Origin of the sequence: Ruania zhangjianzhongii, from assembly GCF_008000995.1 — a bacterium.
Classification (GTDB): Bacteria; Actinomycetota; Actinomycetes; order Actinomycetales; family Beutenbergiaceae; genus Ruania; species Ruania zhangjianzhongii.
This window is the reverse complement of record NZ_CP042828.1, coordinates 3,385,022-3,407,742: the sequence shown is the minus strand read 5'-3', so window position 1 is coordinate 3,407,742 and position 22,721 is coordinate 3,385,022. Positions and strand designations below refer to the sequence as shown.

General features: G+C 68.9%; 20 protein-coding genes. 17 read left to right on the top strand and 3 right to left on the bottom strand.

The window, feature by feature from the left end; all coding sequences use genetic code 11:
• Positions 1–38 precede the first annotated feature (38 nt).
• Positions 39–911 (top strand): alkaline phosphatase family protein, encoded by an 873-nt coding sequence (locus FU260_RS15880; protein ID WP_147917942.1) that lies wholly within the window; start codon positions 39–41, stop codon positions 909–911.
• A 9-nt stretch (positions 912–920) separates the two neighbouring features.
• On the opposite strand, the gene hisN is transcribed toward FU260_RS15880, so the two are convergent.
• Positions 921–1,739, bottom strand: coding sequence for a histidinol-phosphatase (gene hisN / locus FU260_RS15875; RefSeq protein ID WP_147917941.1), 819 nt, complete (start codon positions 1,737–1,739; stop codon positions 921–923).
• Between the two features lie 94 nt (positions 1,740–1,833).
• Here hisN and FU260_RS15870 point away from each other — a divergent pair, with 94 nt between their 5' ends.
• The 16 genes from FU260_RS15870 (at position 1,834) to FU260_RS15795 (ending at position 20,188) form a co-directional block, all read left to right on the top strand.
• Positions 1,834–2,631, top strand: a complete 798-nt coding sequence (locus FU260_RS15870) for an IclR family transcriptional regulator (protein ID WP_235912457.1) — start codon at positions 1,834–1,836, stop codon at positions 2,629–2,631.
• Between the two features lie 153 nt (positions 2,632–2,784).
• Positions 2,785–4,266 (top strand): glycoside hydrolase family 183 protein, encoded by a 1,482-nt coding sequence (locus FU260_RS15865; RefSeq protein WP_187368433.1) that lies wholly within the window; start codon positions 2,785–2,787, stop codon positions 4,264–4,266.
• 75 nt (positions 4,267–4,341) lie between these two features.
• Positions 4,342–5,034: a FadR/GntR family transcriptional regulator gene (locus FU260_RS15860; protein ID WP_147917940.1), complete on the top strand. Its 693-nt coding sequence runs from the start codon at positions 4,342–4,344 to the stop codon at positions 5,032–5,034.
• Positions 5,035–5,115: 81 nt separating this feature from the next.
• The gene (locus tag FU260_RS15855; RefSeq protein WP_147917939.1) at positions 5,116–6,381 is read left to right on the top strand and encodes an ABC transporter substrate-binding protein; all 1,266 of its coding nucleotides are present in this window, start codon (positions 5,116–5,118) and stop codon (positions 6,379–6,381) included.
• Positions 6,382–6,445: 64 nt separating this feature from the next.
• The gene (locus FU260_RS15850) at positions 6,446–7,366 is read left to right on the top strand and encodes a carbohydrate ABC transporter permease (protein ID WP_147917938.1); all 921 of its coding nucleotides are present in this window, start codon (positions 6,446–6,448) and stop codon (positions 7,364–7,366) included.
• 14 nt (positions 7,367–7,380) lie between these two features.
• Entirely contained in the window at positions 7,381–8,190 is an 810-nt protein-coding gene (locus tag FU260_RS15845; protein WP_147917937.1) for a carbohydrate ABC transporter permease, read from the top strand.
• A gap of 28 nt (positions 8,191–8,218) precedes the next feature.
• The gene (locus FU260_RS15840; RefSeq protein ID WP_147917936.1) at positions 8,219–9,091 is read left to right on the top strand and encodes an SDR family NAD(P)-dependent oxidoreductase; all 873 of its coding nucleotides are present in this window, start codon (positions 8,219–8,221) and stop codon (positions 9,089–9,091) included.
• 1 nt (position 9,092) lies between these two features.
• Positions 9,093–10,364, top strand: coding sequence for an enolase C-terminal domain-like protein (locus FU260_RS15835; RefSeq protein WP_147917935.1), 1,272 nt, complete (start codon positions 9,093–9,095; stop codon positions 10,362–10,364).
• Positions 10,364–11,335, top strand: a complete 972-nt coding sequence (locus FU260_RS15830; RefSeq protein WP_147917934.1) for an acetylxylan esterase — start codon at positions 10,364–10,366, stop codon at positions 11,333–11,335. Before FU260_RS15835 ends, FU260_RS15830 begins: the two co-directional genes overlap by 1 nt.
• A 58-nt stretch (positions 11,336–11,393) precedes the next feature.
• Complete coding sequence (locus FU260_RS15825; protein WP_147917933.1) at positions 11,394–13,469, top strand: glucosidase family protein; 2,076 nt, start codon at positions 11,394–11,396, stop codon at positions 13,467–13,469.
• A gap of 82 nt (positions 13,470–13,551) precedes the next feature.
• Positions 13,552–14,826, top strand: coding sequence for an ABC transporter substrate-binding protein (locus FU260_RS15820; protein ID WP_168211798.1), 1,275 nt, complete (start codon positions 13,552–13,554; stop codon positions 14,824–14,826).
• Between the two features lie 164 nt (positions 14,827–14,990).
• Positions 14,991–15,800 carry a carbohydrate ABC transporter permease gene (locus FU260_RS15815; RefSeq protein ID WP_210418102.1) on the top strand — a complete coding sequence of 270 codons (810 nt, stop codon included), beginning with the start codon at positions 14,991–14,993 and terminating at the stop codon, positions 15,798–15,800.
• 3 nt (positions 15,801–15,803) lie between these two features.
• On the top strand, positions 15,804–16,616 hold the full coding sequence (locus FU260_RS15810) for a carbohydrate ABC transporter permease (RefSeq protein ID WP_147917930.1): 813 nt from the start codon (positions 15,804–15,806) through the stop codon (positions 16,614–16,616).
• Between the two features lie 564 nt (positions 16,617–17,180).
• Positions 17,181–17,495, top strand: coding sequence for a succinate dehydrogenase/fumarate reductase transmembrane subunit (locus FU260_RS23855; protein WP_210418101.1), 315 nt, complete (start codon positions 17,181–17,183; stop codon positions 17,493–17,495).
• Positions 17,496–19,445, top strand: a complete 1,950-nt coding sequence (locus FU260_RS15800; protein WP_147917929.1) for a fumarate reductase/succinate dehydrogenase flavoprotein subunit — start codon at positions 17,496–17,498, stop codon at positions 19,443–19,445.
• Positions 19,442–20,188 (top strand): succinate dehydrogenase/fumarate reductase iron-sulfur subunit, encoded by a 747-nt coding sequence (locus FU260_RS15795; protein ID WP_147917928.1) that lies wholly within the window; start codon positions 19,442–19,444, stop codon positions 20,186–20,188. Before FU260_RS15800 ends, FU260_RS15795 begins: the two co-directional genes overlap by 4 nt.
• 123 nt (positions 20,189–20,311) lie before the next feature.
• Here FU260_RS15795 and rsgA read toward each other — a convergent pair whose 3' ends face one another.
• Positions 20,312–21,319: a ribosome small subunit-dependent GTPase A gene (gene rsgA, locus FU260_RS15790; RefSeq protein WP_147919543.1), complete on the bottom strand. Its 1,008-nt coding sequence runs from the start codon at positions 21,317–21,319 to the stop codon at positions 20,312–20,314.
• The gene (aroA, locus tag FU260_RS15785) at positions 21,319–22,659 is read right to left on the bottom strand and encodes a 3-phosphoshikimate 1-carboxyvinyltransferase (RefSeq protein WP_147917927.1); all 1,341 of its coding nucleotides are present in this window, start codon (positions 22,657–22,659) and stop codon (positions 21,319–21,321) included. Before aroA ends, rsgA begins: the two co-directional genes overlap by 1 nt.
• Between the last annotated feature and the right edge of the window lie 62 nt (positions 22,660–22,721).

The window sequence follows — 22,721 nt, the reverse complement described above, 5'->3', positions numbered from 1 at the left end:
GTTAGCATCGACGGTATGACGTCGAGGGGGTTCGATCGATGAGTGTTCCAGCTGCCCACGTGCTGGTGGTCGGCGTCGACGGGGTGCGCTACGACACCCTCGTCGAGGTCGACACCCCGCACCTGGATGCGATAGCGGCCGCGGGCTTCCGGCGCCCCGTCCAGGTGCACCCGCAGGTCCCGACGATCTCTGGACCCAGCTGGGCGACGATGGTCACCGGAGTGCTGCCGGGCACCCACCGCATCTACGACAATGACCTGTCCGGCCACGCCCTGGCGGCGAATCCGGACTTCGTCCACCTGGCCCGCCGCGCGCAGCCGGACCTGCAGGCGTTCATCGGTGCCGACTGGCAGCCACTGGTCACCGCGCACAGCGGCGGACCGCTGTTCGCCGACGGGGGCTATCTGCCGGACTGCCGGCGTGGTGAGGAGGCCGAGCCGGCCGACTGGCACCGCGCCGACCAGCTGGTGACCGATGCGGCGGCCACCTTCCTTGCCGGGCTGGACGGCCGGCGCGGATCAGCGTCCTTCGTGTACCTGCACGGCTGCGACACGGCCGGTCACCAGACGGGTGTGAGCGAGCGTTATCGCGAGCTGGTCCGGGCCTCCGATGAGCGGGTGGGGCAGCTGGTGCGCGCCGTGGATGCGCGGGTGTCGCGGGCCGAGGAGGACTGGGTGATCATCGCCGCCACCGACCACGGGCACCGCCCGGAAGGCGGGCACGGCGGCGACTCTCCGGAGGAACGTACCGCCTGGATCGCGGCCCAGGGTGCAGGTGTGCCGGACAGCCCGCCTGCTGAGCTGGAGCTGGCCGACGTCGCCGGTCACGCCTTCAGTGTGCTCGGGCTGACGCCCCGCAGCGATGACGTCATCGGGGTGCCGTTCGGCCAGCGTGACGCAGGTACAGACTGAGCGAGCCGCTCAGGCCCGATGCAGGGCAGCGAGGGCGTACTGGTGCAGGTGGGAGTTGCTGGCGACGGCGTTGCCTCCGAACGGTCCGTCCTCACCGTTCAGAGAGGTGAAGCGTCCACCGGCCTCCGTGACCACGGGAACCAGTGCGGCCATGTCGTACAGCTCCAGCTCCGGCTCGCAGGCGAGGTCCACGGCGCCCTCCGCCACCAGCATGTAGGACCAGAAGTCGCCGTAGGCGCGCGAGCGCCATACCGAGGCCTCGAGGCCGAGGAACTCATCCAGCAGGTCCGCCTCCTCCCAGCCGGCCAGGCTGGAGTAGGACAGCGAGGCGTCCTCGAGCTCGGTCACCCCGGAGACCTGCATCCGGGTGGCGGAGGACAGCGAGCGGCCGGTCCAGGCACCGGAGCCGGTGGCTGCCCACCAGCGCCGGTTCAGCGCCGGTGCGCTAACTACACCGAGCACCGGGACGCCGTCGTCGATCAGCGCGATCAGGGTGGCCCACACCGGCACCCCGCGGACGAAGTTCTTTGTCCCGTCGATCGGATCGATCACCCACTGCCGCGGCCCGTGCCCGGTGGTTCCGAACTCTTCGCCGAGCACCGAGTCCCGCGGGCGGGTGCGGGCGAGCTGAGAGCGGACGATCTCCTCGGCGGTGCGGTCGGCGTCGGTGACCGGGGTGGTGTCCGGCTTGGTCTCCACGTGCAGGTCGATGGCTTTGAACCGCGCCATAGTCTGGGCGTCCACCTGGTCGGCGACCACATGTGCCAGACGCAGGTCGTCGTCGTAGCGTCGGCGGGCCGGCTGGGCAGGGTCGGCGGGGTTGGTCATAGCGGCAACGTACCGTCCGGGCAGGCAGGGCCGGTCGGGGCGCGCGGGACGAAGCGCCCTCCGAGCGCTCCGTGCTCGCGTACTCTCAGGTTCCGTGGCCACTCAGCACGGAGCGCCGGAACCGGGCGCGATGACGAGTACCTCGCCGATGGCCAGCGTCGACAAGGCGTTGCTCGTGCTCACCGAACTGTCCGCCGCCGGGCCGCGGGGCCGGAGCCTGGCAGAGCTCGCCCGGGGGCTCGGGGTCTCCAAGTCGACCCTGCACCGCACGCTTGCTGCCTTGCGGCACCGGCACTTCGTCAGCCAGGACGCCGGCACCGGCGACTACCGGTTGGGGCACGCAGCGCTCGCGCTCAGCGCGAACTTCTTCGATCACGAGCATCTGCCCGCACTGTTGCACCCGTTGTTGGCGGCGGTCCGGGACGAGTTCGGCGAGCTCTGCCAGCTCGGCGTGCTCGATGGCACCGACATCGTCTACGTCGACAAGGCTGAGCCGCCGCGGGCGATCCGGGTGTGGAGCGAGGTGGGCCGGCGTCTGCCGGCGATCACCACGGCCCTCGGCCGAGCGATCCTTGCTGCCCAGGAGGTGGACCAGCGCACTCTGACTCGGTTCGCGCCACCGGCGCAGTTCACCGAGGAGGAGGTGCTGCGGTCCTGGCAGGCGATCGTCTCCGCCCGGCTGGAGGGGTATGCCTGCGAGGACGGCGACTCCGAACCTGGCATCGGGTGCGTCGCCGTGGCGGTGCTCCGGACCCGCCGGCCGATCGCCGCGGTCAGCGTGACCATGCCGGCCGAGCGGTTGGCCCCTCGCCTGCCACGGCTCGGGCTGCGGCTCCGGGAACTGATGGACACGGGCCTGCCCGAACCACTCACTCTGCCCCGCGCCCTCTGACCGGCGAGCCCGGTTCGGTACCATCGTCGGAATAAGCGTTCGCTACCACGGAACGCTCGATCTATTACTCCGGGGCGGCCCCGACGATCCTCGGCCGCCAACTACTCCAGGCGAGGGAGCCCTATGCCCATCTCTTCACCAGGTCGAGTCCCGATGTCCAGGCGAGGGTGCGCCGTCGCGGCTGCGACTGCCCTCGTGGGCAGCGGTCTGCTGTTGACGGCGACCGCACAGCCCGCTCGGGCAGATGCCAACGACGGCTGTTCTCTCGGGCAGGCCGAGATCACCAGTACCTCGGCGGTCCGGGAGGACTTCACCACGCTGTTCGACACCTACTCCGACAGCGGCGTGGGGTGGACCGGCGGGGACTCCACGTACTCGGTGGAGTTGGACGATGGCCGTCAGGTCTGGGTCTTCTCGGATACCTTTCTCGGGCCGGTCAACGACGACCTGAGCCGACCGGAAAGCACGCCGTTCCTGAACAACAGCTTCGTGGTCCAGGACGGTCTCGACCTGAGCACCGTGCGCGGAGGCACCGATGCCGAGCCGGACAGCCTGCTGCCGCCGCCTGCGGAGAACAGCTGGTACTGGGTCGGTGACAGCATCGTTGACGCCGACGGCAACCTCCAGGTGACCGCTGCGCAGTTCTCCTCCGGCGGCGGCGGGATGTGGGACTTCTGGTGGGACAGCAACCATCTCGCCACCTTCGACGCCGACACCTTCGAGCTGCTCGACGTGAGCGACCTGCCGTCCGAGTCGGGGGTGCAGTGGTCCAGCTGGATCGAGCCGGCGGGGGAGGTGACCTACGTCTACGGCATCGAGGACGCCGGGGAAAGCAAGTACATGCACGTGGCCCGGGTGAGCGGTCCGGACCTGCGGGGTGAGTGGGAGTACTGGACCGGGCACGGCTGGGACAGCGACGAGACACACAGCGCCCGGGTGATGGACGGCGTCGCCAACGAGTACAGCGTGACCGCCTTCCACGACGGGTACCTGCTGATCACCCAGGACACCCACGAGACGTTCAGCGCCGAGATCAAGGCTTACACCTCCTGCTTCCCGAACGGCCCGTTCGAGGAGGTGGGCACGATTCACCAGATGCCCGAGGTCGGCGCCGCCGGCAGTTACGGCAACCCCAATATCTACGCCTACAACGCCCACGAGCACCCGCAGTTCCGGACCGGCGACAGTGCACTGCTGTCCTACAACGTGAACAGCTTCGAGTCGGCTGATCTGTATCAGGACGTGAGCATCTACCGGCCGCGGTTCGTGCAGGTGGACTTCACCGTGACACCGGCCCCCGAGGAGGACCCCACCGAGGCGCCCACGGACGAGCCCACGGAGCAGCCGACAGAGGTGCCCACCGAGGCGCCGACGAGCGAGCCGGACCCCGCCGGCGACCCCACGCCGGCCGGCACGACGGCTCCGGCCGAGGAGCCAACCGCCACGGCACCCGACGCCCCGGACGCCGAGCCCAGCGAGGACGCGACACTCGCGGCCGCCCCGGCAGGTGACCGGCCGGCTGGTGGGTCGCTGGCGAACACCGGGACCGGGACCGGCGCTGTGCTGGCCGCTGCGCTCACCCTCGCCGCCGGAACGGCTCTGCTGACCATTCGCCGAGTGCGGGCCGGTCGCTGATAGCGCACGTCACAAGATGATCTCGAAAGCGGCTGGTGGTTTGCCATCAGGGTGATCAACTGATTAGATCACTCTATGTCTTCGGCCCCCACGCTCCGGCACACCCTCTCCAGTGACCTGGCGCGGGCTGTGGTGCGGATGGTCAACGACAACGGTCTCGGTCCCGGTGATGCGCTGGACTCGGTCAAGGTGCTCGCGGCCCGTTTCGATGTCGCCGTGCCGACGATGCGGGAAGCACTGCGCCGGCTGGAAGGCCTCGGCGTGCTGGAGTTCCGGCACGGGTCCGGAATCTATGTCGGTGCGAACGCCGGCCGGCGGGTGCTGGCCAACCCGCTCAGCCCGAAACCGGACCAGGGCCAGCTCCTCGAGCTGCTCGAGGCCCGGCTGCAGATCGAGCCACAGATCGCCGGACTGGCCGCGCAGGTGCAGGATGGCGCCGGGCTCGTCTGGATGGAGGAGACCCTCGGGCGTGCGCGCCAGCAGGTGGCCGAACGGGACGACGCCCTCTGGCTGACGAACCTGGACTTCCACCGGGCCGTGGCCGCGACCAGTGGCAACAGTGTGCTCGCCGAGGTGCTCGACTCCATCGTGCTGATCCACGCCGATTCGCAACGGGAGATCCTGCGCCTGCACGGGGACGCCGTCGAGGACTACGACGAACATGCGCGCATCGCCGCAGCAGTGCGTGAGGGCCGGCCGGAGGACGCCAGGTCCTCAGCCCGCCAGCACCTCGAAGAGGTATCCGCGATAGTCCGGGCCCGCGTCTAGCGGAGTCCCTCCACCTCCGCCGCCGGACCGGGCGGCGGCGGATCCACATCACCTATCACCCGACCACGAAGGGGTGTCTCGATGAGAACCAAGATGGCGATGGCCACGGCGATGCTTGCCTCGGCTGCCCTCGCGCTGACCGCATGTTCCGGCGATGACGGCGGCGGTGGTGGTGGCGACCCGGCCGAGACGACGTTGAGCTTCTTCACCGACAAAGCGGCCTGGGAGTCGTCCTTCGAGGACATGAACGGTGCGTCCGAGGGGGTGGCGCCGGAGCTGGACTTCACCGGCTATTCCGACCCCACCGCCTATGACGCGTTCATCAAGCAGTCGTTCCGCACCAACGAGCGCCCCGATCTGTTCACCTGGCACACGGGCGATCAGCTGGCCCAGCTGGTGGACCAGGGACTGGTGGCCGAGACCACCGACATCTGGGACGAGGCGATCGCCAACGGGTATGTGACCGAGGAGCTCGCCGAGAACTACACCTACGAGGGTGCGCAGTACTGCGTGCCGCTGAACGTCGTCTATTGGGTGATGTACTACAACACCCAGGTCTTCGAGGACAACGGCGTCGAGGTGCCGACCACCTGGGAGGAGTTCATCGACGTCGCCGACACGCTGGTCGCCAACGACGTGACTCCGCTGCACCAGATGAACATCATCTTCGAGTTCGTCTGGTTCCAGGCGATCCTGGCCGGACTCGACCCCGAGGCCTACGACGGTCTGTCCGACGGCAGTGTCAGCTACACCGACCCGGTAGTCGTGGAGGCGATGGAGACCTGGCACCAGATGCAGTCTGACGGCTACTTCATCGACCCCGGTGTGGAGACCGACCCCCAGGTCCTGCTGCAGAGCGGGGACGTCGCGATGGCCTACTTCGGTACGTTCTTCACCGGCCAGCTGAACGATCTGGACATGGTCTCCGGCGAGGACTACGGCTCGTTCCTCCTGCCTGCTGTCAACGGTGACCAGCCGCAGACTCCGGTGGTCGTCGAGACCGGGCCGCTCTGCGTGGGTGCGGACAGCGCCAACGAGGAGGCCGCACTGGCCTACTCCGAGTGGTGGATGACCACCGATGCCCAGACGGCATGGAGTGAGTCCCGCGGCGACGTCTCCTTCAACCCGGAGGCCACGGTGACCGACGAGGGGCTGCAGGAGATCACCACGCAGGCCACCAGTGAGGACTCGTTGCAGATGCGCCGTTACCTCGAGGCCACCCCGAACGACATCTACACGGTCGCCTCGGAGGAGTTCGGTGCGTTCGTGACCAACAACGACGACCCGATGGGCCACCTGCAGGCGATCCAGGATGCTGCGGACGCCTACTGGGCCGAGAACTCCTGACCTGCTCGGTGGGGCGGACCACGGTCCGCCCCACCCCTGCCCACGCTGAGAGTAAGGAGACCGTGTGTCTGCTCCGACCGCCCGGCGGGCCGAGCTGCTCCCGAGGGGGAAGAAACCGAAGAATCCGTACTGGGTCTCCAGTATCGGATTCGTCGCACCCGGGGTGCTGCTGGTTGCCGTCGTCCTCTATCTCCCGTTCATCTGGACCAGCTGGATCAGCCTGAACGAGTACAGCGGGCTCGGCGATCCCGAGTTCGTCGGCATCGAGAACTTCACGGCGATGTTCGCCGACCCGGGGTTCCTGGTCTCGCTGCGGAACACGTTGTTCTGGGTGATCGGGACCATCCTGCTTCCGGTGGGGCTTGGCCTGCTGATCGCGGTGCTCAGCCACGGGATGCGCGGTGCCACCTGGTTCCGGCTGCCGTTCCTCGTCCCGTACGCGATCTCCGGCGTGGCCGTGGGCGTGATCTGGTCCTTCGTGCTGCAGACCAACGGCGCGCTCAGCCAGGCGATGGCCTTTCTCCACCTCCCCGGTGCGGATCTGCGCTGGTTGCTGGACGGACCGCTGAACACGGTGATGATGATCCTGGCCGCCAGCTGGCAGGGCGCCGGGGTGAACGCGCTGCTGTTCGGTATCGGGCTGCAGTCCATCCCGAAGGAGCCGATCGAGGCTGCGCGGGTCGACGGTGCCAGCGGGTTCACGCTGTTCCGGACGATGACGTGGCCGATGCTCGCACCGCTGACCACTGTGGTGGTCGGTCTGGCGATCGTGGGCAGCCTGAAGACCTTCGACGTGGTCTGGGCGATGACCCAGGGTGGCCCGGGCCGAGTCTCCGAGACGCTCGCGCTGACCATGTACAAGGAAACGTTCGTGAACAACGACTACGGCCTCGGCGCAGCGGTCGCGCTGTTCCTCACCGTGATCACGGTGCTCGCCTCGATCCTGTACCTACGCCGTCAGCTGGCCGACAGCCGGTCGATGTGAGGAAGGAGCCCACTATGCTCGCGCGCAAGATCGTGCTCGGTGTCCTCGGCCTGATCTGGCTGGTACCGGTGTACCTGCTGCTGGCGAACGCCTCGAAGCTTCCTGCGGAGTTCGGCAGCTACGGCCTGTGGGAGCCAGGGACCCTGGGCGGACTCTGGCAGAACATGCTCGATGCCTGGAGCCGGGGAAAGCTGAACAGTGGTGTGCTCTCCACGGCGATCTACGCGATCGTCGCCCCGGCGATCGCCGTGGTGGTCGGTGCTGCCGCCGGGTTCGCCATCGTGGCGCTCCGGCTGCGGAACGGGTTCTTCTGGCTCGTGGTGATCTTCGCCGCATCCATCTTCCCGCTCCAGATGATCCTGATGCCCCTGTTCGTCGGATATGCCCAGACGGGACTGTTCAACACCCGGCTCGGGATGATCCTGGTCTACACCGTGATCGCGGTGCCGTTCTCGGCGTTCGTGATGCGCAACTTCTTCACCGGGGTGGCGCACCACGTGTTCGAGGCCGCAGTAGTGGACGGCGCCAGCACCTGGCGGATCTTCTGGCGGATCTACCTGCCGATGGCCGTGCCGGCGCTGGTGGCGGTGTTCATCCTGCAGGCGACGTTCGTCTGGAACGACCTGCTCCTCGGGCTCACCCTGACCCAGTCGGCGGAGGTGCGCCCCATCGTCACCGCGCTCTCGGCACTGCAGAGCACCTACGGCGGTTCGACGATGTCCACAGTGCTCGCCGGTGGCCTGCTGGTCTCGCTGCCCACCGTGGTGCTGTTCCTGGCCACCCAGCGCATCTTCACCCGGGGCCTGTCCCTGGGCCAGTTCTAGTCGTTGCCCTATCTGTCCGGAGGTCGCCATGTCCGTATCCCAGCCCGACGGCGGAGCTCACCGAGATCTGTCCACTCACCCGGCGCAGCCGGGCGGCCATCCGCCACGGCGAGCGGCCGTCACCGGGGCCGCCGCCGGGATCGGTGAGGCGGCCGCACTGCTGCTCGCCGAGCAGGGCGCGGTGGTGTATGCCATCGACGTGAACGTACGCGCCCTCGAGGCGCTCGCCGCACGGCCGGTCGGCGCCGGGCGGATCGTTGCCGTCCCGGCCGATGTGACCGACGAGGCGGCGATGACCGCAGCGTTCGATCAGATCGCCACCGACGGCGGGATCGACTCCCTGGTCTGCGCCGCCGGCATCCAGACCTACGGCACTGTCGATGCCACCGAGATGACCACCTACGACCGCACGATGGACGTGAACGTGCGCGGGGCCTTCCTGGCCGCCCACCTGGCCATCCCGCAGATCCGCAGCCACGGCGGCGGCGCCGTCGTGCTGGTCTCCTCCGTTCAGGCCTACGTGGCTCAGCAGGGTGTGGCCGCCTACGCCACGACCAAGGGTGCGCTGCTCTCCCTGAACCGCGCGATGGCGGTGGACCACGCCGGAGAGGGGATCCGGGTGAACGCGGTCTGCCCCGGCTCGGTGGACACCCCGATGCTGCGCTGGGCCGCCGGGCTGCATGCCGAGAACGAGGCCGAGGTGGAGGCCATCGTGGCCGACTGGGGCCGATCACACCCGATCGGCCGGGTCGCCCAGCCCCGGGAGGTGGCCGATGTGGTCGCCTACCTGCTCGGCCCGCACGCCTCGTTCGTGACCGGAGCCGATATCAAGGTCGACGGCGGACTCACCGCGGGCAACGCCGTCGTCCTGCCCGAAGACGACACCAAGGAGAACCGCTGAGATGAGTTCGCTTCGTATCGCCCAGGTTCGGGCGACCACTGTGGCTGTGCCGCTGGAGGCGCCGCTGCGGCACTCCAACGGAGCACACTGGGGCCGGTTCGTGCGCACGATCGTGGAGGTCGAGACCACGAACGGGCTGATCGGCCTGGGGGAGATGGGTGGCGGCGGGCAGAGCGCCGAAGCAGCGATCCTCGCCCTGCAGCCGTACCTGGAAGGCCATGATCCGGCGAACCTCGAGGCGCTGCGGTTCATGATCGCCAACCCGACGGCGAGCCTGTACAACAACCGGACCCAGCTGCTGGCGGCGATCGAGTTCGCCTGCCTGGACCTGGTGGGCCAGCACGCCGGGCTGCCGGTGCACGATCTGCTCGGCGGCAAGGTGCGTGACGAGGTGGAGTTCGCCTCCTACCTGTTCTACCGCTACCCGGGCCGGGACGGTACCGGCGAGGTGCGCACCATCGACCAGCTGGTCGCCGAGGCCGGCCGGCTGAAGGAGAAGCACGGCTTCCGGGTGCACAAGCTCAAGTCCGGAGTGTTCGAGACCGACGTCGAGCTGGCCGGCTACCGCGCCCTGGCGGAGGCTTTTCCGCAGGACCGGTTCCGGTACGACCCGAACGGTGCGCTCAGTGTGGAGGAGTCGATCCGGTTCGCCCACGCGATCGAGGACCTGCCGAACGACTACCTGGAGGACCCGGTCTACGGGCTGACCGGGATGCGCCGGGTGCGGGAGAACACCCGGGTGCCGCTGGCCACGAACACCGTGGTGGTCAACTTCGAGCAGCTGGCCGCGAACGTGCTCCACCCGGCGGTGGACGTGATCCTGCTGGACACCACCTTCTGGGGCGGGATCCGGGCGTGCATCCGCGCCGGCAACATCTGTGAGACCTTCGGGCTCGGGATCGCCGTGCACTCCTCCGGCGAGCTGGGCATCCAGCTCGCCACCATGCTGCACCTGGGCGCGGCGCTACCGAACCTGAGTTTCGCTGCGGACGCGCACTACCACCACCTGCTCGACGATGTGGTGACCGGGGGACTGCGGCCGTACACCGACGGGAAGATGGCTGTGCCCACCGAACCGGGACTGGGGGTCACCCTGGACCGGGACAAGGTGGCCGAGTATGCCGAGCTCTACCGCGAGCTCGGCCCCTACCCCTACGACCGCGACCCCGGCCGGCCGGACTGGTATCCGCTGCTGCCGAACAGCGATTTCGCCGATCACACCGACGACCGGCTGCCTCCGGCTCTGGCCGCCGAGTACGCCAGGTGGCCCTGATGCCGCAGTTCGACCTGCCGCTGGAGCAGCTGCGCAGCTACCGCACCGCCCGGGCGGCGCCGCCCGGGCACACCGAGTACTGGCAGCGCACGCTGGCGCAGAGTCGCGCCGCTGGCGGATCGGTGCGCTATCAGGCGGTCGACGCCGGCCTGGCGGTGCTGGACGCCTATGACGTGACCTTCTCCGGATTCGGCGGCCACGACGTGCACGCCTGGCACCTGGTACCGCGTGGGCTCGGCGACCGGCTCCCGGTGGTGGTGGAGTTCCTCGGCTACGGCGGCGGGCGCGGACTGGTGCACGAACGCCTCACCTGGGCCGCGCACGGCTTCGCCCAGCTGGTGGTGGACTCCCGCGGCCAGGGCGGTATCTGGAACACCGGTGACACCCCGGACCCGCACGGCAGCGGCCCGGCAACCCCCGGGCTGCTCACCCGCGGGGTGGAGCACCCGTACCAGCTGTACTACCGCCGTCTGCTCACCGATGCGGCACTGGCCGTGGACGCCGCGGCTGAGCTTCCCGGTACCGACCCCGATCGGATCGCCACCATCGGGCACAGCCAGGGCGGGGCGATGGCGCTGGCCGCCGCAGCGCTGAACCCGAGGGTGGCCGCCACCGGAGCCCGTGCGCCGTTCCTCTGCGGGATCGCCCGCAACCTGCAGCTGACCGACGCCGTCCCGTACGGCGAGCTGTCCGCCTACCTTGCGCTGTACCGTGACCGCGCCGAGCAGGTCCTCGACGTGCTTGACCATGTGGACCTCACCTTCCTCACCCCGCAGATCGCCTGCCCGACCTGGATCTCGGTCGGTCTGACCGACCTGATCTGCCCACCGTCGGGCATCTTCGGCGCGATCAACGCTCTTGGCCAGGTGCGGCCCGAGGTACGGACGTGGCCTTACAACGGCCACGAGGCCGGCGGCCCGCACGACGAAGCCCACCTGGCCGGCTGGCTGCACCAGCAGCTCCCCGGCTGAGGGAACTGACCCGATGACGACACCGACCCACGCGACCTGAGCAACAGGAGAGACCCACGTGCCGAACCCGCTCATCCCGACCTGCGCCGACCTGGCCGGTGACGAGGACCTGGACCGTTTCGACGACATGGTCAACCCGCCCGGGCTGACCAACCACTGGGCCACCGCCCAGGTGGACCACGATGTCCTCGCCGTCCGCAGCCTGAACGTGCCCCCGATCTCTCAGGGAGACTCCATCTCCGGCCAGCTCTACCTGGGCGGCCGGCTGGCCCGTTCCTACGGTCAGCCGGTGCGCGTGCGGTGGCGCCCGGACCGGGTGGAGCGCCGTACCACGATCGACGGCTGGGAGATCGAGACCGTCACCGTGTGCCCGCCGGGCCAGCCCGGGGTGGCGGTCCAGCTGCAGGTGCGCAACACCGGCCCGGCGCGCACCCTGCGCCTCGGGGTCTGGCTCACCTCCACAGTGACCCGCGCCAGCGAGGCCTGGCTGTCCGCCGAGCCCCCGCAAGCCGCCAACACCACCACCCGGGCTGGGGCCCGAGTGCTCGGCACCGACCAGAGCGCCTGGTCCGCCCAGGAGCTCGTGCTGCCCGAGGGTGCCGTCCTCATCGACGGCGGGGACCGCGTAGTGGAGGCCGAGGTCGAGGTGCCCGCCGGGGGCAGTGTGACCGGGGGGTATGTGCACGCCATCGCTGCCACCGAGGCAGCGGCGGCCGGTGCCGCGGACGCCCTGGTGGCTGGGCTGGATCAGGCCGCGGCGGTGAGCGAGAGCACCTGGAACGCCAAGCTCGCGGCCATGTTCGACGCCGGCAACGACGAGTTCTCCGGCAGCCTGCCCGTGCTGGACACCAGCAACGAGGCGCTGCGAAAGCTCTACTGGTGGGGCGCCGTCGGCGTGCTCTGGTTCCGCCGGGACAACCCGGCCTCCGTGCTTGGGCGCACCTACGACACCCTGATGCCGCGGTACTGGCAGACCACCACGTTCATCTGGGACTACTCGCTCTCCTCCCAGGTACACGCGCTGCTCGACCCGGCCGTGATGCGCCGTCAGCTCGGGCACTGGGTGGGCCTGGACATCGACTCCCACTTCGGCACCGAGTGGCTCACCGGCGGACCGGTCGGCTACTGGTACTCGGTGAACCACTACGCGATGACCCGTCTGGTTCGCGACTACGTGGCCTACACCGGGGACCAGGCGTTCCTCGGTGAGGAGCACACCACCCCCGGCGGCGTCGCTCGGCCGATGCGCGACCACGTCCGTTCCTGGGCGCGCGCCTGGCACCGGATCCGCTCCGCCAGCGGGCTGGCCGACTACGGCGAGATCGACAACCTGCTCGAGTGCGTCTCCTCCTACGTGCACGAGGTGGCCAGCCTGAACGCGGCGAACGTCTGGTGCCTGCGCACCGCCGCCCGGCTGGCCGAGCTGGACGGGGACGCCGAGGAAGCCACGCAGCTGCGCACGGAGGCCGACGAGCTCGTCGAGCTGGTGAAGGAGCTGTACATCCCCGGCGCCGGGTTCTTCCACGCCCGCCAGCCCGACGGGACCCTGGTGCCCACCCGGCACTGCTACGACTTCGCCACCGTCGGCACCACGATCGCCGACGACCTGGACGAGCAGGTGCGTGCGGAGATGGTGGACTTCTTCACCCGCGAGCTGCAGAGCCCGTCCTGGATGCGGGCCCTGTCCCCCCACGACCCCGACGCCGGCTACTCGCTGCGCGCCGACCACCAGTGGAACGGCGCCTACCCGGCATGGCCGCCGGACGCGGCCCGGGCCGTGATCGACCTGGGCCGCCCGGACGTGGTGGCCCAGTGGCTGCCCGGTCTGGCGCGGAGCACCAACCAGGGGCCTCCCGGGCAGGCGCACTTCGTGGAGGAGGCGGCCGAGCCGCTGAATGGGGGAGCGCGCAAGACCCCGCCGCAGTTCCCGTACCTGATCGACTGGTCCTGCTCGTCGGCGGGTTCCTGGGTGGAGCTGATCATCTCCGGCATCTTCGGCGTGCAGGTGGACCCCTCCGGCACCGTGACCGCCAGTCCGAAGCTGGCCGAGGTGGACGCCGATGCCGTGCTCCGCGGACTCCGGGTAGCCGGGGTCAGCTACGACGTAGATGCGGAGGCAGCGACCCGGCAGTGACGCTCCAGGGCAACGCGGCCGCCACGACAGGCCGCGCAGTAGAGGACGTACCCCCACGCAAGACGAATCCAAAGGAGTGATCGTGAGACGTACCCCCGTGATGGTGGGAGCCATGGCAGCTGCTGCCATGATGCTCGCCGCCTGCAGCCAAGGTTCACAGACAGCAAGCTCGGACGAGAGCACTCTCGACTACATCGGTGACGAAGCGGCAGTGCTGCCTCAGCTCGAGGCAGCGGCCGCGGTCACCGAAGAAGCGACCGGCCTCCAGTTCGCGCCCCGCACGGTCCAGTCCACCGAGAACTACCAGCAGGTGATCCGGTCCTCGCTCACCTCGGCGAGCACGCCCGACCTGCTGAAGTGGTGGAACGGGTACCGCCTCCAGGAGCTCGCCCGCAGCGACGGACTCCTGGACATCACCGCACAGTGGGACGAAGCCGTCGCGAACGGGTGGCTGGACGACTCCACTCGGGACGCCTTCTCCTACGACGGCAGCGTGTATGCGATGCCGTTCGACGCGAACTACTGGGTGGTCTACTACAACAAGCAGATCTACGCCGACCTCGGCCTCGAGGTGCCGACCACCTGGGAACAGTTCACCGCGAATGCCGACGCGATCGCCGAAGAGGACATCACCCCGTTCTTCGCCACGATCGACGGCGGATGGACCTCGTTCATCTGGTTCGAGGAACTGCTCAGCAAGACCGACCCGCAGCTGTACATCGACCTGACCAGCGGGGACGCCGAGTACACCGACCCCGAGGTCCGGGAGGTGATGGAGCTGTGGCTCGAGATGTACGAGAGCGACTACTTCACCCCCGCGGACACCCCGTGGGCGGACGAACCCTCGATGCTGGCCTCCGGGAACGTCGCGATGACCGTGGCGGGCGCGTGGCGGAACGGCTCGTTCGTCGAGGCTGGCCTGACCGAGGACGACTACGGAGCCTTCGTGATGCCGGTGATCGAGGACGGGACGCCGCCGTCGGTGATCTCCGAGAGCGGGATCATCGCTGCTGCCTCCGGTGGTGACCAGACCGAGGATGCGGCCGACTGGCTGTTGAACCTGGTCAGCCCGGACGCACAGTCCGCTGCGCTCGAGGAGTCGCAGGGGATGAGCCCCACCGTGGAGGTCACGCCGCCGAACCCGGTGCTGGATACCGTCTCGGCTGACGTGGCCGAGAACGAGTACCAGGTGCTCACCCGCTACTGGGAAGCCAGTCCGCCGGCCTTGGTCGAGGGCAACGTGCAGGATCTCGCCGCGTTCATGGCCGACCCGTCCGAGGGTGCGATCGATAGCACCCTGTCCGCGATGGCCGACCGGTCGGAGACCGAGTGGGCCAACTGGAACGACGGCGAATAGGCACCTCGATGGCCACGGCAAACCTTCAGGCAGACGGGCCGCCTTCAAAGAACGGTCGAAGGCGGCCCGGCCGAACCGGCCGCCCGCGCCCAGCCGCGCGAACGCGGTCGACCTTCGCGACCACAGTGCAGAACGGCGCATTTCTGGCACCCTCTGTCCTTGTCGTGGGAGTCCTCCTCCTCGTTCCGTTCGCTCTGACCACCTATCAGAGCTTCACCCAGGACAACGGCCTCGAGCCGCCGACCTTCATCGGTCTGGACAACTACATCGCGTTGATGCGCGATGCCGGTTTCCTGCACTCGCTGCTGAACACCGTGCTGTGGACCGTGGGTGCGATCCTGCTCCCGGCAGGGGTGGGACTGGCGATCGCTACGTTCACCCAACACCTGCGGTTCGGGAAGATCTTCCAGCTGGTCTTCATCGTTCCCTACGCCCTCTCCGGTGTAGCGACGGGAACTATCTGGTCCTTCCTGCTTAGCACCGAAGGGCCGATCAACACCGTGCTCGCCGGCGTCGGGCTGGGATCCCTCGCCCAGGGCTGGCTGCTGACCTGGCCGGTGAACACCCTGGTGATGATCGGGGTCTACGTCTGGCAGGTGTCCGGGGTCGCGGTGATCCTCTTCCTGGTCGGCCTGAATGCCGTGCCGAAGGAGACCATCGAGGCGGGGCAGCTGGACGGGGCCAAGGGCCCGGCACTGTTCTGGCAGATCATCTTTCCGCAGCTGCGCGCCATCACCGTGGTGGTGATCGGCATCTCGCTGACGAACGGGCTGCGCGTCTTCGACCTGATCTGGGTGCTCACCGGTGGCGGGCCCGGCCAGGTGAGCGAGGCGCTCGCGGTGACCATGTACCGCCGGACCTTCGTGCTCGGGCAGTACGGGGTCGGGTCCGCGGTGGCCGTGGTGCTCACGATCATCGTGGTGGTCACGTCCTGGATCTACCTTCGCGCCCAGATGCCCCGGAGGAGTCGATAACCGATGGCACGACTGACGATTCGTTATCTGCTGCTCACCCTGGTGTCCGCAGCGTGGCTGGTACCGCTCTACCTGCTGGTGGTGAACGCGATCACTCCGATGAGCGACTACGCCGGCGAGGCGAGCTGGTGGCCCGGGAGCTTCGGGCTGCTGGAGAACCTGAACGTGGCGGCCGAACAGGCCGACATCGGTAGCGGACTGCTGAACTCGCTGCTGTATGCGGTCACCGGCGGACTGGGCGCCGTGGTGTTCGCGGCGCTGGCCTCGTTCGCAGTGGTCGTGATGCCGGTGAAGCGACCGGCGCTGTGGTTCTGGCTCATCTACACCGGCACTCTGCTGCCGTTGCAGATCTTCCTGCCGCCGCTGTTCAAGGCCTACAACCAGACCGCCATCTATGACACCCAGTTCGGTCTGATGATCATCTACGTGGCGATCTGCATCCCGTTCGCGCACTTCCTCATCCGGAACTATCTGATGACCGTTCCGGAGGAGATCGCCGAGGCTGCGCAGCTGGACGGTGCCGGTTGGGGCAGGCTGTTCTTCCAGATCCACCTGCCGCTGATCAAGGCCAGCCTGATGGCGGCGTTCGTGTTCCAGTTCACCTGGATCTGGAACGACCTGCTGTTCGGGATCACGCTCTCCACCAGTCCGGAGATCCGGCCGGTGCAGGCGGCACTGGCGCAGCTGACCGGTGGCATCTACAGCGTCGGGCCGCCGGTGGCGCTGGCGACCGCCCTCGTGGTGTCCATCCCGACGTTGGTGCTCTTCCTCAGTGCCCAGCGGTTCTTCGCCAGCAGCCTGACCATGTCCCGGTGACCTGACTCGCACGGCGGGCGGCCGCTGGCCGGCCGCGCGTCGCTGCCCGGCTGCCGCCCGTCTCTACCCGGCTGCCGCCCGCCGTGCGATGCGGACAGTTCGTCACCTCCCGGCTGGTCCTGCACCTCGGCGTCGCCGGAAGGGGCTAAGTTAGAAGGGTGGCAACGCGAACGGTGACAACTACGGCCAGATCGGTATGGCGATCGACCGTCGTCCTCAAGGTCGCGATGGCGATCAGCGGACTGATAGTCGTGCTCTTCCTGCTGGCGCACATGTACGGGAACCTGAAGGTTTTCTCCGGTCAGGCGGCCTTTGACGAGTACTCCCACCACCTGCGCGAGATGGGCGAGCCGATGCTGCCCTACGCCGGAGTGCTGTGGATTATCCGCGTGGTGCTGTTGGTGGCGATCGGGATACACATTTTCTCCGCGGTCACCCTATGGCGCCGCGCTCGGGTAGCCACCGCCGGGGGCGGCGGCGGCCGCTACGAGTCCAAGAAGGCCCCCCGCGGTAGCCAGCGTTCCTACGCCTCATTCACGATGCGCTGGGGGTGGGATCATCATCGTGCTCTTCGTGGTGTATCACCTGCTGCACCTGACCTGGAACACGATCGCCCCGGGTGGCGCCACCGACAGCCCGTACGAGCGGGTGGTGAACGGTTTCGAGATCTGGTGGGTGGTGCTCTCCTACACCATCGCCTTGCTCGCCGTCGGGTTCCACCTGCGGCACGGCGTCTGGGCAGCACTGGCATCCCTCGGTGCGAACACCAGCCAGCGGCGCCGCCGCCAACTGAACATGCTGGCAACCCTCGTGGCCGTCGTGGTCACGCTGGGCTTCCTCCTCCCACCCTTCGCGATTTTGTTTGGATTGGTCGGCTAAGTGAGCGTCAACCTCAGCAACTACTACGTCGATGGCGAACCGGTCGCCGACTCCGCTGCACCGGACGTCCCGTTGAGCAGGTCCTGGGACCAGCGCAGGTTCGACGCCAAGCTGGTGAACCCCACCAACCGGCGCAAGCGCTCGGTGATCATCATCGGCTCCGGTCTGGCCGGCGGCGCTGCCGCAGCCACCCTCGGTGAGGCCGGCTACCACGTGAAGAACTTCTGTTATCAGGACTCGCCGCGCCGGGCGCACTCGATCGCCGCTCAGGGTGGGATCAACGCGGCGAAGAACTACCGCAACGACGGCGACAGCATCCAGCGCCTCTTCTACGACACCGTGAAGGGCGGGGACTACCGCTCCCGGGAGTCCAACTCCTGGCGGCTGGCTCAGGTGAGTGTGGAGATCATCGACCAGTGCGTGGCCCAGGGTGTGCCGTTCGCCCGGGAGTACGGCGGGCTGCTGGACAACCGGTCGTTCGGTGGTGTGCAGGTCTCCCGTACCTTCTATGCCCGTGGTCAGACCGGGCAGCAGCTGCTCCTCGGCGCCTATCAGGCGCTGGAGCGGCAGATCGGGCTCGGGAACGTGGAGATGCACACCCGGCACGAGATGCTCGAGCTGGGGCTGGTGGAGGGGCGTGCCCGCGGCGTGATCGTGCGGGACATGGTCACCGGTGAGGTCGAGACCCATATGGCTGACGCCGTCGTGCTCGGCTCCGGTGGCTACGGGAACGTGTTCTTCCTGTCCACCAACGCGATGGGCTGCAACGTCACCGCCACCTGGCGGGCACACCGCAAGGGCGCCTACTTCGCCAATCCGTGCTTCACCCAGATCCACCCGACCTGTATCCCGGTCTCCGGGGACCACCAGTCCAAGCTCACCCTGATGAGCGAGTCGCTGCGCAACGACGGCCGCATCTGGGTGCCGAAGCAGGGCGGCGACAGCCGCCACCCGCGGGACATCCCGGACGCGGAGCGGGACTACTACCTGGAACGGCGCTATCCGGCCTTCGGCAACCTGGTGCCTCGGGACGTCGCCTCCCGTGCGGCGAAGCAGGTCTGCGACGAGGGTCGTGGCGTGGGCCCGGGCGGGCGAGGGGTCTACCTGGACTTCGCCGAGGCGATCGAGCGGATGGGGCGCCCGGCCGTGGAGGCCAAGTACGGCAACCTGTTCGAGATGTACGAGCAGATCACCGGCGAGAACCCCTACGAGGTGCCGATGCGCATCTACCCGGCCGTGCACTACACGATGGGCGGGCTGTGGGTGGACTACGACCTGCAGAGCACCATTCCCGGCCTGTTCGTGATCGGTGAGGCGAACTTCTCCGACCACGGGGCGAACCGGCTCGGTGCCAGCGCGCTGATGCAAGGCCTCTCCGACGGGTACTTCGTCCTCCCGCCGACGATCGGCAACTACCTCGCTGACGCCCCATTCGAGGAGGTCTCCGCCGAGCACCCGGAGGCAGTCGCGGCCGCGACCGACGTCAAGGACCGGATCGCGCGGCTGCTCGCCGTGAACGGCAGCCGCACCGTGGACTCGTTCCACCGCGACCTGGGCCACATCGTCTGGGAGTACTGCGGGATGGAACGCACCGAGGAGGGTCTGGTCAAGGCGATCGACCTGATCCGTGAGCTACGTGAGGAGTTCTGGCGGGACGTCAAGGTCACCGGCGTGAACGAGGAGCTGAACCAGACGCTGGAGAAGGCCGGCCGGGTGGCGGACTTCTTCGAGCTCGCCGAGCTGATGTGCATCGACGCGCTGCACCGGGACGAGTCCTGTGGTGCGCACTTCCGCGCCGAGCACCAGAGCGAGGAGGGTGAAGCGTTGCGCGACGACGAGAACTTCGCCTACGTGGCCGCGTGGCAGTTCGGCGGCGAGGACAAACCGATCCTGCACAAGGAAGACCTGGTGTACCAGAACATCCAGATGAAGCAGCGGAGCTATAAGTGAACATCACCGTGCGGGTGTGGCGTCAGCCCAACAGTGACGTCCGCGGCAAGATGCACACCTACCAGGTGGCCGACGTCTCCGAGGACATGTCCTTCCTGGAGATGCTCGATGTGCTGAACGAGGAGCTCACCATCTCCGGTGAGGACCCGATCGCCTTCGACTCGGACTGCCGGGAAGGCATCTGCGGGATGTGCGGCCTGGTGATCAACGGGCTGGCGCACGGCCCGGGCCAGAACGTCACCACCTGCCAGCTGCACATGCGCAGCTTCTCCGACGGTGACGTGATCGACGTGGAGCCCTGGCGCGCGGAGCCGTTCACGGTGATCAAGGACCTTGTGGTGGACCGGTCCTCGTTCGACCGCATCATCCAGGCCGGTGGCTACATCACCGCACCGACTGGCACTGCACCGGACGCGCACGCCGCCCCGGTGCCCAAGGCCGACGCCGACGCCGCGTTCGACGCCGCCACCTGCATCGGCTGCGGGGCCTGCGTGGCCGCCTGCCCGAACGGGTCCGCGTCGCTCTTTATGGCCGCCAAGATCGCCCACCTCGGAATGCTGCCGCAGGGTCAGCCGGAGCGGCACTCCCGGGCTTTGGACATGGTCGCCCAGCACGACGCTGAGGGCTTCGGTGGCTGCACGCAGATCGGTGAGTGCACGGCCGCCTGCCCGAAGGGTATCCAGATCGACCTGATCTCCCGGATGGACCGGGACGTGCTCTCCGCGCTGGCGCACCGCCGCTGATCCACTCCGGACGGCGCCCCGTCCGCGTCGCGATGGCCGCGGAGGTGCTCCCGGTGCACGGAGGTGCAATTATCAGACCTCCCAGCTCCAGAAGAACCTCCGCGCCGGGTTCGCGGGCTGCGGTCAGTCGTCGCTACCGGTGCGGCTGGCCAGTAACCGCCGGAACGAGTCCAGACGGGCATGGGCCACCGGCCCGGCGCCGGTCACCCACTCGTCCAGTGCGCAGTCCGGGGCGTCGGCGGCATGTGTGCACCCGCGCGGACACTCCTGCGCCACTTCCGCCAGGTCGGTGAACGCCGCCAGGAACCGGTCGGTATCCACATGCGCCAGCCCGAACGAGCGCACCCCCGGGGTGTCGATGATCCACCCGCCGCCGGGCAGTGGCAGCGCCACAGCGGAGGAGGAGGTGTGCCGACCGCGCCCGGTGACCGCATTCACCCCTCCGGTGGCCCGATCGGCATCGGGCACCAGCGCGTTCACCAGCGTCGACTTGCCCACCCCGGAATGGCCCACCAGCACCGACACCCGCCCGCTGAGCTGCTCCGTGACCCGGTCCAGGCCGTGGATCTGCTCCTCGACCCGCTGGGTGGACACGGCCGGCACGTCCAGCCCGGTGTAACGCTCCAGGAACGGCTCCGGCGGGGCGAGGTCGGCCTTGGTCAGGCAGAGCAGGGCGTCCATCCCGGCGTCGAACGCAGCCACCAGGCAGCGGTCCACCATCCGGGGGCGGGGCTCCGGGTCGGCCAGCGCGGTGACGATCACCAGCTGGTCGGCATTGGCCACGATCACGCGTTGATGGGAGTCGTTGTCCTCGGCGCTGCGGCGCAGCACCGTTTGTCGATCGTGCACCCGCACCACCCGGGCCAGGGTCCCTTCCGTGCCGGAGACGTCACCGACGAGGTCCACCCGGTCTCCGACCACCATCGCCCCTCGGCCCAGCTCGCGGGCCTTGATCGCCACCACCGGTCCACCGGCGTCGGTGAGCACCTGGTAGCGGCCACGGTCGACGGCGGTGACCAGTCCCGGGACGGCGTCGGCGTGGCCGGGGCGCTGCTTGGAGCGAGGGCGCGTGCCGCGCCCGCTGGGGCGGACCCGGACGTCCGCCTCGGAGTAGTCCCGCCGCCGGGGCATCAGTTCCCGCTGCCGCCGAGTAGCTCGTGCCACAGGCCAGGAAAGTCGGGGATGGTTTTGGCGGTGGTCGCCACGTCCACCACGCCGACCTCCGGTACCGCCATACCGACCACTGCCGCGAATGTGGCCATCCGATGATCGGCATAGGTCTCGACCCGGGCGCCGCGCAGGCCGCCACCATGGATCACCAACCCGTCGGGGAGCTCATCGGCATGCCCACCGAGGCGGGTGATCTCGGTGACCAGGGCGGCCAGCCGGTTGGTCTCGTGTCCGCGCAGGTGAGCGATCCCGCGCAGGTGCGTCACGCCGTCGGCCAGAGCGGCCAGGGCCGCGATCGTGGGGCTGAGCTCCCCGGCCGCGGACAGGTCCAGATCCACCGGGGTGATCGTCCCGGTACCGGTCACCGTGAGCAGGCCGTCAACGACGTCGGTCTGCGCACCCATGCGGGTGAGGATCTCGGGCAGCAGCATGCCCGGTTGGGTGCTCGCGGTCGGCCAGCCCGGGATCCGGACCGTGCCGCCAGCGGCCAGTGCGGCGGCGAGAAACGGGGCCGCGTTGGACAGGTCCGGCTCGATCGTGACCTCACCGCCGCTGATCGGTCCGGGAGCCACCCGCCAGACGCCGTCGGCCGACTCGGTGACCGCAACGCCCCGCTCACGCAGACAAGCGACCGTCATGTCGATATGCGGCTTGCTCGGCAGCACCTCGCCGATGTGCGCCAGGGTGAGTCCCTCGGTGAACCGCGGAGCGGCCAACAGCAGCGCGGAGACGAACTGCGACGAGGCGGAGGCATCCACCTCGATCTCGCCGCCGCGGACCTGACCGGTGCCGTGCACCACGACCGGCAGGTACTCCGGCGCTGCGCCGTCGCTCGATGCCGGGGCGGAGGTGCTGGGCTGGTCGCCGGCGGCGGTGATCTGCACACCGAGGGCGGCCAGCGCGCGCAGCACCGGGCCCATCGGGCGCTTACGGGCGGCCGGGTCGCCATCCAGAGTGACCGGGCCGTCTGCCAGCGCTGCGATCGGCGGCACGAACCGCATCACCGTACCGGCCAGGCCGGCGTCCACCCGCCGTCCACCGGTGATCGGTGCCGGGGTGATCCGTAGGGTGGTGCCGCGATCGGCGGACTCCACCTGCGTGCCGAGGGCGCGCAGCGCCGCGATCATCAGGTCGGCGTCCCGGGAGCTGAGCGCACCCCGGATCGTGGTCGGCTCGCTGGCCAGCGCGGCCAGCGGTAGGGCCCGGTTGGTCAGCGACTTGGACCCAGGAATGGTGACTGTGGCGTCCAGCGGACCGGTCGCGGTGGGCGCGGGCCAGGCGGGGGGAAGATTAGACACCACCCCAGCCTAGCCGTGCCCCTCTCCTCGGTCGTCATGTCAGGAGTGCGCCCCAGCGCACTCGC

What these genes read in the sequence shown, in the direction of transcription:
- FU260_RS15880 (WP_147917942.1), top strand. Translation starts at nt 39, where the DNA reads ATGAGTGTTCCAGCTGCCCACGTGCTGGTGGTCGGCGTCGACGGGGTG.
- hisN (WP_147917941.1), bottom strand. Translation starts at nt 1,739, where the DNA reads ATGACCAACCCCGCCGACCCTGCCCAGCCGGCCCGCCGACGCTACGAC.
- FU260_RS15865 (WP_187368433.1), top strand. Translation starts at nt 2,785, where the DNA reads ATGTCCAGGCGAGGGTGCGCCGTCGCGGCTGCGACTGCCCTCGTGGGC.
- FU260_RS15860 (WP_147917940.1), top strand. Translation starts at nt 4,342, where the DNA reads ATGTCTTCGGCCCCCACGCTCCGGCACACCCTCTCCAGTGACCTGGCG.
- FU260_RS15855 (WP_147917939.1), top strand. Translation starts at nt 5,116, where the DNA reads ATGAGAACCAAGATGGCGATGGCCACGGCGATGCTTGCCTCGGCTGCC.
- FU260_RS15845 (WP_147917937.1), top strand. Translation starts at nt 7,381, where the DNA reads ATGCTCGCGCGCAAGATCGTGCTCGGTGTCCTCGGCCTGATCTGGCTG.
- FU260_RS15840 (WP_147917936.1), top strand. Translation starts at nt 8,219, where the DNA reads ATGTCCGTATCCCAGCCCGACGGCGGAGCTCACCGAGATCTGTCCACT.
- FU260_RS15835 (WP_147917935.1), top strand. Translation starts at nt 9,093, where the DNA reads ATGAGTTCGCTTCGTATCGCCCAGGTTCGGGCGACCACTGTGGCTGTG.
- FU260_RS15830 (WP_147917934.1), top strand. Translation starts at nt 10,364, where the DNA reads ATGCCGCAGTTCGACCTGCCGCTGGAGCAGCTGCGCAGCTACCGCACC.
- FU260_RS15810 (WP_147917930.1), top strand. Translation starts at nt 15,804, where the DNA reads ATGGCACGACTGACGATTCGTTATCTGCTGCTCACCCTGGTGTCCGCA.
- rsgA (WP_147919543.1), bottom strand. Translation starts at nt 21,319, where the DNA reads ATGCCCCGGCGGCGGGACTACTCCGAGGCGGACGTCCGGGTCCGCCCC.